This is a genomic window from Schaedlerella sp., assembly GCF_056796775.1.
Genome location: NZ_JBQIKP010000054.1, coordinates 1 through 14,490 on the forward strand (window position 1 = coordinate 1; position 14,490 = coordinate 14,490).

11 protein-coding genes and 1 pseudogene are annotated in these 14,490 nt (G+C 48.9%); 5 read left to right on the top strand and 7 right to left on the bottom strand.

The window, feature by feature from the left end:
- Positions 1 to 231 precede the first annotated feature (231 nt).
- The 4 genes from ACTOY7_RS18175 to ACTOY7_RS18190 form a co-directional block, all read right to left on the bottom strand.
- Positions 232 to 1,500 (bottom strand): extracellular solute-binding protein, encoded by a 1,269-nt coding sequence (locus ACTOY7_RS18175; protein ID WP_394683065.1) that lies wholly within the window; start codon positions 1,498 to 1,500, stop codon positions 232 to 234.
- A gap of 177 nt (positions 1,501 to 1,677) precedes the next feature.
- Positions 1,678 to 1,809: a hypothetical protein gene (locus ACTOY7_RS18180; RefSeq protein WP_394683066.1), complete on the bottom strand. Its 132-nt coding sequence runs from the start codon at positions 1,807 to 1,809 to the stop codon at positions 1,678 to 1,680.
- Complete coding sequence (locus tag ACTOY7_RS18185; protein ID WP_160283925.1) at positions 1,799 to 2,161, bottom strand: hypothetical protein; 363 nt, start codon at positions 2,159 to 2,161, stop codon at positions 1,799 to 1,801. Before ACTOY7_RS18185 ends, ACTOY7_RS18180 begins: the two co-directional genes overlap by 11 nt.
- A 787-nt stretch (positions 2,162 to 2,948) precedes the next feature.
- Positions 2,949 to 3,707, bottom strand: a complete 759-nt coding sequence (locus ACTOY7_RS18190; RefSeq protein ID WP_482671305.1) for an RpnC/YadD family protein — start codon at positions 3,705 to 3,707, stop codon at positions 2,949 to 2,951.
- A 1,487-nt stretch (positions 3,708 to 5,194) separates the two neighbouring features.
- On the opposite strand from ACTOY7_RS18190, the pseudogene ACTOY7_RS18195 reads away from it, so the two are divergent.
- The 5 genes and pseudogenes from ACTOY7_RS18195 to ACTOY7_RS18215 form a co-directional block, all read left to right on the top strand.
- Positions 5,195 to 5,440: pseudogene (locus ACTOY7_RS18195) on the top strand (RNA polymerase factor sigma-54); the annotation flags it as partial.
- 48 nt (positions 5,441 to 5,488) lie between these two features.
- Entirely contained in the window at positions 5,489 to 6,004 is a 516-nt protein-coding gene (locus ACTOY7_RS18200; protein ID WP_482671304.1) for a DJ-1/PfpI family protein, read from the top strand.
- Positions 6,005 to 6,249: 245 nt separating this feature from the next.
- Positions 6,250 to 8,787, top strand: coding sequence for a leucine-rich repeat domain-containing protein (locus ACTOY7_RS18205; protein WP_482671303.1), 2,538 nt, complete (start codon positions 6,250 to 6,252; stop codon positions 8,785 to 8,787).
- 309 nt (positions 8,788 to 9,096) lie between these two features.
- The gene (locus ACTOY7_RS18210) at positions 9,097 to 9,303 is read left to right on the top strand and encodes a hypothetical protein (RefSeq protein WP_394683962.1); all 207 of its coding nucleotides are present in this window, start codon (positions 9,097 to 9,099) and stop codon (positions 9,301 to 9,303) included.
- A 20-nt stretch (positions 9,304 to 9,323) separates the two neighbouring features.
- Positions 9,324 to 10,106, top strand: a complete 783-nt coding sequence (locus tag ACTOY7_RS18215) for an inositol monophosphatase family protein (protein WP_300885265.1) — start codon at positions 9,324 to 9,326, stop codon at positions 10,104 to 10,106.
- A gap of 295 nt (positions 10,107 to 10,401) precedes the next feature.
- Here ACTOY7_RS18215 and yicI read toward each other — a convergent pair whose 3' ends face one another.
- The 3 genes from yicI to ACTOY7_RS18230 form a co-directional block, all read right to left on the bottom strand.
- Complete coding sequence (gene yicI / locus ACTOY7_RS18220; RefSeq protein ID WP_482671302.1) at positions 10,402 to 12,654, bottom strand: alpha-xylosidase; 2,253 nt, start codon at positions 12,652 to 12,654, stop codon at positions 10,402 to 10,404.
- Between the two features lie 111 nt (positions 12,655 to 12,765).
- Positions 12,766 to 13,593, bottom strand: coding sequence for a carbohydrate ABC transporter permease (locus ACTOY7_RS18225; RefSeq protein WP_482671301.1), 828 nt, complete (start codon positions 13,591 to 13,593; stop codon positions 12,766 to 12,768).
- A gap of 5 nt (positions 13,594 to 13,598) precedes the next feature.
- Positions 13,599 to 14,471, bottom strand: coding sequence for a carbohydrate ABC transporter permease (locus ACTOY7_RS18230; protein ID WP_300885269.1), 873 nt, complete (start codon positions 14,469 to 14,471; stop codon positions 13,599 to 13,601).
- Between the last annotated feature and the right edge of the window lie 19 nt (positions 14,472 to 14,490).

Sequence of the window (14,490 nt, forward strand, 5' to 3'; positions counted from 1 at the left end):
CTGTCTACCCAAGACTCGCTTGGTGCGGTATAGCTTGTACCTTACACCGTAGGACTTTCACCCACCGAATTCCAAGCCCTTAGCTGGGCGCACCCTATAGAGTAAAAAAACAGTACAGCCTGTATTCATACAGCATTGCAAAATAGCAGGCGCCGTATTCACCGTTGATTATGCAATGCTGTACCAGATGCAAGCCGTAATGTCCTCTGCATCTATGAGTGCTTTCTATTGTTACTGCATATCCGCGATCGCAGTCTCTGCTTCTGCCTGATATTTTTCCGCTGCTGCGTCCAGATCCTCTCCGGATTTGTTTACCGCTGCCAGAAGGGATTCTGCCGGTCCCCACATTACACTCATCTCCGGAATATTCGGCATGGGTTTGGCCGTCTCTGCAGTCCGTTTCATTGCCGCGATCATTTCGTCGCTGCTCACAGAATCCTCATCGTATGCCTTTTGGTTTGCCGGCGCGCAGCTTGCTTTTTCCGCAAGCGCAATGCCGACCTCCGGGGCTGCCAATGCGGCAAGCACCTTTGCAGCCGCGTCCTTTTTCTCCTCAGCCGCATGCTTCATGACCCCGATCCCCTGGATCCCTGAATATGGCGCAAGGCTCTCCCCGCCCGGCAGAGTAAAGTCTGACAGTGACTGAATCCCCAGATCGATCCCGGCATCTTTGATCCCAGGTACCAGCCATGGCCCGCCGATGATCGCCGCCGCTTTTCCTTCATTAAACAGTGTTGTTACTGTATTATAATCGCCGTCAGCCTGCAGTGCGGCAAATTTTTTATTGTACTCAATGGCTTCTTTTGTTTTTTCATCCGCCAGCCCCGGGGCAGCATCCTCATCAATGATATATCCTCCGAATCCATGGATGAACGGGGATACATTATAGGCTGTGGAATGCTGGTTTACCAAGGCATATGTGCCTGCCGCCGTATCCGTATGCGCTTCCATATATGTATACAGGTCTTCTGTTGTGGACGGAACCTCCCCTTCCCACAGATCCTTATTATACATAAAGAGCAGTGTTTCAAAATACACCGGAAGAAGATACTGCTCCCCTTTGTATAATCCGGCCTCCTGTGTCATGGGCAGCATGTCGGCATAGACCTCTTCTCCGACAATGTCCGACAGGGGCGAGAGCACTCCCATCTCTACAAAAGTACCCAGGGAATCATGTGCATACATATACATATCCGGGCCGTTCTCCCCATCATTGCCATAGAGCTTGATCTGGTCAGTCAGGCCGCTTTTCTTCTCAAACTTCACTGTAATGCCATCCCCGCCGAGCTTCTCATTCACCTGGCTTTCAATGACATCCATGATTGCCTCGTCGCCGTCGTGCCAGATGCTGATCTCCTCTGCCTCTGCGGTCTGCTCCTCACTTCCTTCGTTTTCAGCAGCATCTTCCTTGGGCTCCGCCCCGTTCCCGCCTGAACTGCATCCGGTAAATAACGATGCGGCCATCGCCGCGCAAAGCAGCATTGCGATTCTCTTTTTCATTGATTTCTTCCTCCTTTTTAATAAAACACTTTCCTGTTATATTTGCTTTCATCGGATATATATCAGATATTTAAGTAATTTTTACCATATATTCTGAGCGTTTACAATAAAAAACAGGGATTTTTACCAAGAAGAGCAAGAAAACGTTTACCCTTTTTCTCCAAAAACCATGAATGATCAATTTGGTGATTTCTCTACAACCTCTGTTTTCCTCCAAAATCCATCCCTGCAATACCATGCCGGACTGCCAACTTCCAAAGGCATCTTTACCAATCCATACCGCCAGATACTACGCTTTTTATTTTCCATACATCTTCCTCCTCGTAGCTGATGCTTTATCAAGATTATCGAAATCACGGAATTCCGTATCTCCAAAAAAAGGTTCTATATCCGGTTTTAGAAACGCCCTGTGCAGGCATGTCCCTATTTTAATCAAATCCTTATTATAATATTTTTTCCATTCTTCATCTTTCACATATGCACCTCCGCTTTCCGCATCAAAATTAAAACGGATTGTGATATCAACATCAAACATCTGTAGCATACGCTCTGCTTCCTGCTGAACTATTTCGTCCAGTATTTCTGTTTTTCCATAAATTTCGCTTCCCATCAGATAACCTGTCCCTACTTTGATTCCGCTGTATCGATCTATCTTTGCCATAATATCTCCTTTAAGCCATTCCTTTGTTCTTACCAGTTTCTCCTTGCAAAAGCAAAATTCTCTTTTCATTTCTTCACTTAATAATTCGATATTAAAAATCCTCCTCCCTTTTGAATATTTTCTTGTTCTTTCATATCCTCCTTTCTGACAAAAATCCAGTTTTCACGCAAAAAAAGGCACTGACTATTTCTCTAAAAATAATCAATGCCATTCTTTTTCCGTATTAAAAAACGCAGTTATCCTGCCAAAGTTTCTCTTCTGGCCAAACCGCCAGAATAAAAAATCAATGTCTTCAACCAAATTTGAAGCCAAAATTATATATCGTAATTATCATACCGATTTAGAAATTACTTGTCAAGTATTCTATCTGAAATTCCAAATCGAAAACTTTTACATATCTTCCGCAAATGCCATATTTCCCATATATTTAATATGTCCTTTTTAAACAGTTTAGTATGTTAATTCTCATAAACAGTTTTAGCATCCATTTTTCAAGAAATGTATCTGTCTTTCCCTGCATATTCCGCATTTAGCAACGTATTTTTCACCGTATTCTGCTTTCTCCCATTCCCAAGAATGATGACCAATTCTTTATGATTCGATGTTTTAACCTTATTGTAAAATCCCCAAAACAATTTTTCACTGGCAAAAGAACTGATTATTTTTCCCTAATATTGAGTATTTCTTACTGCATAGGAAATCTAAAAAATCAATAGAAAAATAGAGCCTGCTTTATATAACAGACTCCACTTCCTGCCCTCTTTCAAAAATCCTGCGGCTATTGTATTTATCTTACCACAGCTGTCCCAGAAATCCATTCCTGAACTATGCTCAAACCTACATCCAGGACTTTTGCAATCATACCTTCTGGCAGCCCCTCTGCATTCATGTTGATAGCAGCCTCTTTTTTTCCTTCGAGTTTTCCTTCAGCATGACCTTCTATACGACCCTCTGCACGACCTTCTGCGCGGCCCTCTGTACGGCCCTCTTCCTTCTTTTCATTCCCGAACTGCTCTACCGCCTTTTCCTGGTCAAATAAACCCATCATGATATTAATAACCTCCTTCTCACGCCCGGATAAATACTCACTCAGCACATTTCTGTCCTTACATATCCTTATTGTTTCCAGAACGGCCTCCCTGGTTTTACCATGCAGTTTTACCTGCTCATTATATACCTTCGTAAAATCTACATACTGGCTAATGATATCTCCTTTTCCTTCTCCATAAAGCACCTTTACGTTTACTTCAAGAAACTCCTTATTTCCTTCGAAAAATTCCTCCGAAAGCCGAATCCATTCCGGCCTGGTTTTCCGGTCACCCACATATATGACGTAGAGTTCCGGCCTGGGAATAGACAGTTTCTTACTCCCATACCGGTTTTGTTTGGTGCTCTCAATATACTCATTCCATGTATGCGCAAGATAAAGAAAAATCCTGATGATAATGTTCTTCGTCCAGCTGGCTTGCGCCTCCAGCATTAAAAGTAATTTTTCACGAACCGTCATACCCAAGTCATTGTATTCCTGTTTCCTTTCCCGATTCATTCGTTCCTTCCGGAACATAATTCAGGTTTAACTCAGCAGAATTAGTTTGTACCTCTCCCAATTTGCTGTATACGTCTGTCTCTTTTCTATCCATCGTATCTCCTCCACCTCCCATTCCCCCACCGTTCTTCCGCTCTCTCTAAATCTTTACTGTAGCTTCATTATACTAAAAGAATGTTTACTTTTCAAGTATTGGGGGAATGGGCAAATTTTATTATTTTTACTGGTTACATGTCACGCTTGGTCAAGATGTGACCTGTAACGAATTTCCCTGACTCTGAGAAGGCTTTTGATCCGGTTTTTGTGTCTGGTTCTGGGATGGATCCTTGGGCGGTTGCTGCCCGGTTTCATCTGACGGGTCATCTGGTTTTTCAGAAGGATTGATTTTCTGACTGCAAAAAGCAAGATCAGCAGCCGCCATAACATTTCCCCCATCGAGGTCAAGTCCGGGAAAAATTATACTCTGTCTTCCATTAAGAAATTCCAGGAGAAGTATGGAGAGCATCTGCATATTCCTTATGTACCGCATACGGGGGATCTGAGGGAAGAGGAGCGGACTCTGTATCTGCCGGTTTATATGACGCCTTTTCTCTAACGAACTCCGATCCGCCCTTCTTCAATCTCCCGCAGACGCTCAAACGGCTCTTTGCTGTCAGCCGTTCCATCCAGCGCTTCCATGATCCGCCGTACACTTTCCAGCAGCTCCCGGGCCGCCTCGCTTCCGGCATCCTGTCCGGACAGGTAGTTTTCCAGCCTGCTTCCCCGGGCGGCACCGCACGCTCAAAATCTTTTATTGCAGAGGTGGGTGATATTGGACGTTTTGACAGCCGGAAAGGGAATCAGGAAAGCTGAAGGGTATGTGGAGAAAGGTCCGGGGAAACGTCCAACATAAGGTGCCGGCTTGGGACGCATATCTATGAAGTCAGTAAGACTGAAAACAAAGAATGAGCCAGTAGTCGGCAGGAATATTTTCTATAGGGCAAGACCCTGTAAAGGAGCTAGTACAGCATTGCGTATATAATGGTGAATAATGTGCCTGATATTTTTGTCAGGACAAGGCGGAGGAAAGAGGCGATGCGGTGGCATCGTTGATTGACGACAACGCAGAACTGGCAGAAATAGCAGGCGCAGAATTCACCGTTAATTACGCAATGCTGTACTAGGCTGACACCCTGGTTATAGACAGGCGGGACGAAGGAAGTTCGGACACTGTATGAATACAGATGATCTTGGTAGACACGGGAGGTTCGCTGCCGTAGATGGAGGGGTATACATAAGGCCATGTAGAACGAAAAAGAAGACGTTTTACTTCGTATACCCAAAACCAGCTATTTTCGTACCAGATACAGAGAAATGTCCATTCCTTTGGCTCATTCATCTGAGATATGGAGCAAAAAATCCTTGAAAAATAAGGAAAAAGCACTTGACTAAATAGGGAGGATCCATTTAAACTCTACCTATATTCAGATTGCAGGGTCCGCGTCGCCGGATTTGCCCTTTCCCGCCAGGAGTGCTTTGCCCTCAGGCACGGGCAGCGGATCCGGCTTACCATGCGGCAGGCCGCAGAGGAGCTTGAACTGCATCCTTCCACTGTCAGCCGGGCAGTCCAGGGAAAATACATTAACCTTCCGTCCGGTGTCTGTACCCTGAGAGAGCTTTTCCCCGGTTCCAATGAAAAGGCGGAGACCGGGAAATCGCCGGTATTCCGAGTGCCGCCCGAAGGAAGGGGATAGCGTTCCTGAACAGCTCCGACAAAAACTGAACACTATGGAGGTACCCCAATGAAGGATGTTTTTTTACTATATGATACAAGCTGTTTTTTTGAAATCGTGATCCTGAATTATTTTATGAGCCTGACAGGATGCGAAATCGTCTATTGTTCCCTTGACGGACAGCCAATCCAGGCAACAGAAGGCTATTCAGTCAATGCGGACATGGCCTTGAAAGATGTGGATCCTCAGCAGATCCGCAGCTTCATCGTCCCGGGCGGGGATATTTCCGCAATCAATACGGAGGAGGTCCGTGCATATCTGCGGGAGCTGAAAAGCCGCCGGGTCCTGATCGGCGGCATCTGCGCCGGCGTGGATCTGCTGAATCATGCGGGGATATTGGACGGTTTGAAATCCACGCTGTCCGCCGATCGGGATCTTGTCAATGACGGACGTGTGATCACCGCCCGGGCAAATGCTTATGTGGATTTTGCGATTGAGACGGCAAAGGAGCTGGAGCTGTTCGAGGACGAAGCGGATCTGCAGGAGACAATTGATTTTTGGAAATATCATAAGAGGGCGGAGTAGGATTTTAAAAAGGTTCTACAGATGTCCCCTCATGAGTATTTGATCAACTACCGGCTTGCACCGTGAATAGTAGTTTAACTCTTTTAAACTCTTTTTTGCTTCCGAAGTCTAATGACAAGCCAGAACATTGACGATATATTTATAAGTGGAATATCGTAGCTACTGCGGTTCCCTGGTTATTGAGTGGACTGCGGCATATCGCAAATCGGATTTTTCCCAATACAGAAATTGAGGAGGCAACACATTTGAAACAACGAATTTTTTCAGCGGCTTTAGCGCTGTGTTTATTCATTTCTTCCCCGTTAGCGGCATATGCAGAGGATGAATACACTATGCAGCAGGACATCCCTTTGCAGCAAGAGGCTGCTTCTGCGGAAGGATCCACATATGGGCTGGATGTCCGTGAGGATACAAGTCTTACCCCAACGGGAGTCCATAGTGCCATGATTGCATTAAAAGAACAGGAAGCCTATAAGGAAGGAGCTCCCTGGACCAACGATGAACCTTATTCGGATTCAAAGGGCTATTATCATTGGAAGGGAGGACCGCTTGATGGGAAGAATGTCTCCGCCGTAGGCTGTGTAGCCTTTGCATTTATACTCAGCGACGCGGCATTCGGCAGCCTGCCTGCCAGAATGTACGCAGCGGGTGGGTTTTCATATGAGGATATTAAAGTAGGAGATATCCTGCGGGTAAATAATGATGCCCATACAGTGATCGTACTCGAAGTGAGTGATGTAGGTGTAGTTGTTGCCGAAGGAAACATCTCTACAGGAGACCACAAAGGTAAAGTCCATTGGGGGCGGGCAATATCTAAAGAAGAGGTAATGAGCAATACCAGCCATTATATCACCCGCTATCCGGAGGGCTATGTTTCACCAGAGGATCCCGATGCCAACAAAGAAGTTGCAAACGGAACTCTTGATGGAAGACTTACCTGGTCTCTGATAGAAGCGGGCACACTGACCATCTCCGGCAGCGGAGCTATGCCGGATTACAGCAGTGCCGCAGATCAGCCTTGGGGCTCTAACAGCAGTCAAATCCGGAAGGTCGTTATCGGGAATGGTGTTACCAGTATCGGTGCCTGTGCATTTTGGAACTGCGGGGTTCTTAGCGTAGAGATTCCCGCCAGTGTGACAAGGATTGGCAACAGCGCTTTTCGAGAATCTTCGATTATTTCCGTCACCATTCCTTCCGGCGTGAAAACCATCGGTGACAGCGCTTTCCGCGCATGCCCAAACCTTAGCTCCGTGACGGTTTCCGAAGGAGTCGAAACCATAGAGCAAAATGCCTTCCGGAGTTGTGCGGGACTTACCTCTATTACCTTGCCTGCCAGTATTGGGGAGGTGGGCGCCGCAGCATTTTTCCAATGTCAGAAATTGACAAGCGCAACGTTTGCTGCCGGCAGTAAACAGGTGAAGCTGGGCGATGATCTGTTTACACAATGCTACGAGCTAATGGATGTAAAACTGCCCCAAAGTATAGACCGTATTAGTAAAGGAATGTTTCAGAACTGCCTTCTGCTTTCCAGAGTAGAAATTCCACAGGGTGCGGAAATTATTGAAGAATCAGCATTTGCTTCTTGTTCCAGGCTGACCACAGTCGTAATTCCAGACAGTATCACATCAATAGGGACAGCTGCATTCTCAGCTTGCCCCCTGGCCGATATCTACTTTACCGGCACCGAAGCGCAATGGAACAGCATCCGTAAAATAGGCGATACGGCAGAAACAGTGTCAAAGGCAACGATACATTATAATTACGTCCCTGAACAGCCAACACCGCCGGAGCAGCCCGCGCCAGATACGGATATTCCATTTATCGAGAACGAAACCGGCACGAAGGGCTGGGACGCTATTAAGGAAAAGGCTGAAGCTGCTTCTGACGGAGCGCAGGTTCAAGTAAATATGAACCGTGCGTCCACTGTACCCGGATATGTACTTGACAGCATAAAAGGAAAGAATGTAACGATTTCTTTTGATATGGGAAATGGGATTGTCTGGTTGGTAAACGGTAAGGATGTTACCGCAGACCATGCAAACGATGTGAATCTGTCCGTACAGGTTGGAAATTCAAATATCCCGCAGAATATTATAAATAATACGGCGGGAAACCGTCAGACGAAACAGCTCAGTCTTGCTCACAGCGGTGAGTTCGGCTACAGCGCGGTACTTCGGATCAATATGGATTCGGCTAACGCGGGATTATATGCAAACCTCTTCTATTATAATGAAGGAGCCCGCAGGCTTGAATTTGTCACCGATGACCAGATAGACGGGAATGGTACCGCAGAACTGACATTTACACATGCTTCGGATTATGTCATTGTCATTGATCGTGCCAGCATGGATGATGGATCCGGCGGCTCTGGCGGTGGCAACGGCGGCTCCGACGGTGGCAATGGCGGCTCTGGCGGTGGCAATGGCGGCTCCGGCGGTGGCAACGGCGGTGGATCTGGCGGTAGCGGCGGTTCTGGATCTGGCGGGTCCGGCTCTGGCGGCAGCGGTGATTCCGGCTCCGGCGGTGGCGCTTCCGGCGGCAGCAATTCCGGCGGAACTTCTTCCGGAAACAACAGCGGATCCCCATCTGCTGACGGCACTGGGACACAGGGAACAGAAAAGCGTTCTCCCATGACCGGTGAATTCGATATTGTATTCGGCGGATCCAATGCTGCTGGATCAGAACATAAAGGAAACGATCTGAGTGTTCTGTGGTTGCTTGCGATCGGAACTGCCGGAATGGCAATAACGGTTAGAAAACGGAATAAAATAAGCGGCCGGTAGTCCGCAGGATTCGGAAGAAACAAAATAGATAAAATGAACTGGAGGGGAATGCTTGTGCTGAGGTACAGGCATTTCTTTTGTATATCTATATGCACTCATTCATTTTTAATGTACCGGCAGGTTCCGGAATACTTGAAATCCCCCGCCTAATCTGCTATAGTTGTTGCGTATGAAAACGAATGGCTGACAGATCCTCTCAGCAAAGAAATGATCCGGCTTCTAACAGCTTACAATAATCGGCATGAATCCTCGGGCGTTACTTTAATCTGTGAAAAGGCCTGCACCGTCCTGACGGAAGGGGATTGGGAAATGCGGCTGTCGGGTCATCACGACCGCATCATCTTTATTGATGAAGGAAATGCATTTGTACGCTCAAAACGATTTGCCGAACAGGTCAGGCAATCCGATAATTATTTTGTCATTATTTACCGGGACAGCTTATACGAACTTCCCTATAGCATAGAAGAAATCTATGGGCTTCAGGACTCCAGAACCAACCATTCCAGATTGTATTGAATTTTAAAGGAGATAAAAAAATGAGTCATTCACCAAATCAAACCCCAAACATCCAGCAGATCATCGACCTGGTAAAATCCACAAAGGACCTGATCGAAAACCGGGAGATGGCCGGGCACGTCAAAGAGAAGGGCCGGGCGGATTATGTGACCCAGGTGGACCTTGCGGTACAGGATTATCTGAAAGAGAAGCTGTATGCCCTTGCCCCAGAGATCCAGTTTCTCGGGGAGGAGACCGGGCTGCAGGAAATGACTGGGGACAGCTTCTGGATCCTGGACCCGGTGGACGGGACTACCAACCTGATCCACGACTATCAGCACAGCGCCGTTTCCCTGGGGCTCTGCAGGCAGGACGAGATCGTGATGGGAATCATCTATAATCCGTATCACGACGAACTGTTTTCCGCCGAAAAAGGGAAGGGCAGCTTTCTCAACGGCAGGCCCATCCACGTATCGGAGTCGGAAACACTTTCCGAGACGATCATCGCGCTGGGGACTTATGCTTATCGGCGTGAGTTGGCCGATGCCAATTTTGCCCGGTTCCGCCGTGTATATGACCAGTGCCAGGACATCCGCAGGATCGGCTCCGCCGCGCTGGAGCTGGCATACACTGCCTGCGGACGGCAGGGCGGTTTCTTCGAGCCCTATCTGAATCCGTGGGATTACGCGGCAGGGGTTCTTCTTGTCCGTGAGGCAGGCGGAAGGGTCAGTGATTTTGAGGGCAATCCGCCAAGCCCCAGAATGGGTGGAAGCATCGTCTCCACAAATGGGCGGATTCATGAGGAACTGCTGGGGCTGCTTTAGACACATCATGTTCAAAAGTGCCCCTGGCCTCTGCACTGTCGTTCGATGCCCGAAAGCTTGGAGCCTCGTCTTCTTCTACAGCAATCAGATCGTCTAAAGAAATATTCAATATATAGCTGCAAGCCTTGATTGATACCAGATAAGGATAAATTTCAGATTGAAAAAAGAATCTGAGGATTGTGGCTATAGCAATCCGATGCTCGCTTCTTGCCATATAAAAAGCAGAGACCACCTAACCACTAAGCTGTCTCTGCTTTTTAAGTCGCTTTATAAGATCGCTAAACGCTGCAGATCCTCACCCTTCAACAACCTCCAGCACTTCCCCACCGATCACCTGAATCTGATAATCCCGGTACTCGCTGTCCACCCGGACCTTCACCTGACTGCCGGTCCGTTCTGCAAACACGCGCGTCACCACATGTCCGTCCAGATCCGTAACCTCCGTCTCTGCCTTCCCGTGGTCCTCGGGCAGGTACACCAGCAGCTTCACCCCTTCATAAAACGCATAATCCGGGCGTTCCGTATGGGCTCCCACCGCAAGGATTGATCCCGGCCGCAGCATCAGCGGAAGGGAGAAATAATCGAATTGTTCCTTATGCCATCTGCCGCCCTCTGCCCGGGCTTCGGTCAGCAGGTTGTACCAGGTCCCCTCCGGCAGATAATATTCCGCCTCCCCGGATTCCTTAAACACCGGCGCCACCATCAGGGAATCTCCCAGCATGTACTGCCGGTCCAGGGGCTCGCAGGCGCGGTCCTCCGGAAATTCCAGGAACATGGGCCGCATCATGGGGATGCCGTCCTCGTGGGCCTTCACGGCCTGCCGGTACAGATAAGGCATGAGGGCGCATTTTGCCTTAACAAATTTCCGGAGCACATCGCAGGCCTCCTCGTCAAAGAGCCACGGCACACGGTAGGAGCCGGAACCGTGGAGGCGGCTGTGGGAGCTGAGCATCCCGAACTGGCACCAGCGCTTATACACATCCGCGGAGGCCGTATTTTCAAAGCCGCCCATGTCATGGCTCCAGAACCCGAAGCCTGCGCAGGCCAGGGATAAGCCTGCCCGCAGCGTTTCCGCCATAGACGGGTAGGACGCGGAGCAGTCGCCGCCCCAGTGCGCCGGGAACTGCTGGCCGCCCACCGTCGCGGAGCGGGCAAACAGCACGGCTTCCCCGGTGCCTCGTTCCCGCTCCAACAGCTCAAATACTGCTTTATTATACAAAAAAGGATAATAATTATGCATTTTCACCGGATCCGAGCCGTCAAAATATGCGATATCCCTGACCGGGATCCGCTCGCCGAAGTCCGTCTTGAAACAGTCCACACCCATATCCAGCAGGGTTTTCAGCTTTTCCTGATACCAGGTGACAGCCGCCGGATTGGTAAAATCCACAATCCCCATGCCCGCCTGCCACAGATCCGTCTGCCACACATCGCCGTTTGATCTTTTCAGAAGATATCCTTGCTCCATGCCTTCCCGGAACAGCGGAGATTTCTGGCCGATGTAGGGGTTGATCCAGACACAGATCTTCAAGCCCCTGTCATGATACCGCTTCAGCATTTCCTTCGGCTCCGGAAATGTTCTCGCGTCCCAGGTAAAATTGCACCACTCGTAGGCTTCCATCCAGTAGCAGTCAAAATGGAACACATGCAGCGGGATATCCCGGTCCGCCATGCCCTGGATGAAGCCGGAGGTGGTCTCCTCATCGTAATCCGTGGTAAATGAGGTGGTCAGCCAGAGCCCGAAGGACCAGGCCGGGGGCAGCGCAGGCTTCCCGGTCAGCTCCGTGTACAGGCTCACGGTCCGCTTCGGATCAGAGCCGTTAATCACATAATAATCCAGCCGTTCCCCTTCCGCGGAAAACTGCAGCCGCTCCACCTTCTCGCTGGCAATCTCAAAGGAAACATCCCCCTCGTTGTCCACCAGCACGCCGTACCCTTTATTGGAAATGTAGAAGGGGATATTTTTGTAGGCAATCTCACTGGCCGTCCCGCCGTCCTCGTTCCACATCTCTACGACCTGTCCGTTTTTCACAAAGGGCGTGAAACGCTCCCCGAAGCCGTAGACGGACTCGCCCACATCCAGGGCAAGCTGCTCCGTCATATAATTTCTGCCCGTGTCGCGGTTCTGCATATAGGCCATATTGCGGTAGCTTGTCTCCGTCAGCTCCCGGTCCCCATCCAGAAAACGGATTCCCCAGGATGCGGGCCGCTTGTCAATAACCGCGCTGGTACGCCCGCTCCGGTAAATGAGTTCCGTATCCGTTTCCTCGATCTGGACCTGGGGATTGGTCTGCCGCGCCTCTGCAAAGGGACCATGGTAAGCAGCGCCTTCAAAATGCCGGACAGAGACCTTGATCACATTTTCCATGGGACTGCTGAGGTAAACGGTCAGCATTCCTAAGTTGAGGGCATCGCCCCGGTCCCCGATATGCTTTGACGGCACATAGACCGCAAGCTCCGTGCCGAAAATACGGTGGTCCGCATATTCCGCGGCATAGAGCGGGGTGATCTCCTTTCGTGTCATCCAATAGCCTGATGTAAATTTCATTTATCAAATCCTCCTGCTTATCAATTCTTGAATATTACATTACATCGTTTATTCAAAATGTCAAGAACCCCACCGTAAAAAGTGGGGGTTACAGCAACACTTCCGGAAAAGTTATCCTTTCACGGCACCCGCCGACACCCCGCCGACAATATACTTCTGTCCCAGCACGAACACGATCAGTACTGGGAGCAGCGTCAGCATGATATCCGCCGCCACCAGGTTCCAGGAATTTTGAAACGCGCCGAAGAAATTATACACTGCCAGCGTCATAGGCCACTTCTGCGAGTTGTTCAGATAGTACAGCGGCATAGTAAAGTCATTCCAGATTGCCATAAAATCCAGTACAAACAGCGTGGACACGATCGGCTTGAGCAGCGGCGCGATCACCTGCGTAAACAGCTGCCACGGTGTACAGCCGTCAATGACAGCCGCCTCATCAATTTCCCTCGGGATGGTATCAATAAACCCGTACGCAAGGAACAGGCTCAGCGGGATATTGATCGCCGCGTACAGCAGAATGATCCCGCCCCTTGTATTGATCAGATGAAGCGCCTGCATGACCTTCATCAGAGAAACGTTATTGATCGGCATCGCGATTCCTGAAATAATGAAATAATACAGGAACCTGTTGATACCCTTCATATTTCTTGAGATCACGAAAGCTGCCAGAGACACGACAGCCACGATGATCACCACGCTGCCTGCCGCGTACAACAGCCCATTGAAAAATGAGGAGATCAGTTTCCCCTGTTCCACGACGATAGAATAATTTTCAAACATCCATTCCGTGGGCAGGGAAAGCGTCATCTTGTCCGCCTCCGCGGAGGTTTTAAAGGAATTTAAAAGCAGTACCACCAGAGGGATCAGGACGACAAGGCTGATAAAGATCGCAACAATATTTCCAACAATATGTCCCGCTGTTTTTCCTATTTTACCCATTCGCCCTACACCTCCTTATCTTCCATGGACTTGATAATAAAATACAGCAGTGCCAGTACAACAAAGAACAACACACTGGACAGCGTCGTGCCCATCGCCAGGTCGCCCTTGGAAAATTCTTTATAAACCGCCGTGTTGATCACGCCAGTCGCATTTCCCGGGCCGCCGTTGGTCAGCGAGTAAACCATATCAAATACCCGCAGGCCGTAGGTCACGTTCAGCACGGTCGCGTTGACCAGGACCGGCTTGAGCAGCGGGATCGTAATGCTTTTGAGCTGCTGGAAAAAGTTTGCGCCGTCAATGCTCGCCGCCTCATAATATTCCGGAGAAATCGACATGATTCCGGCGATCACGACGACCATGATATATCCCATGCCCTTCCAGGTATCTACAGTCATGACCGTGGGGAATACGATGTTTAAGTCTGTCAGCCAGTTTTTCGCCAGAAAGCCCAGCCCGATATCCTCCAGGAAATTATTTAAAAATCCGGTGGTCGGATGCAGCATGCTCTTAAACACAAGGCCGACTACAAGGTAGGACATGACCTGGGGCGAAAAGATGATCATGCGCTGAAGATTTTTCATTTTGATAAACGGTCTTGTCAGCAATAACGCAAGGGCCAGTCCCACAACCGTTTTCGCAATGGTGGTAAAGACCGTGAATACCAGTGTATTTTTGATATACAGCAGATATTCCGAGTTCCCCTCGAAAATCCGTTTATAGTTATCCAGCCCCACAAAGCGGATCTCATTGGTAAAATTATTCCAATCCGTAAATGAATAGGCAATTCCTATGATGCCCGGCAGAAAACACAGCAGGAAAAACAGGAGCGCCGCCCCGCTGGCAAAATACCAGGGATATAATTTTTTTCTGTTCATATGTTACTCTCCTTCCAGA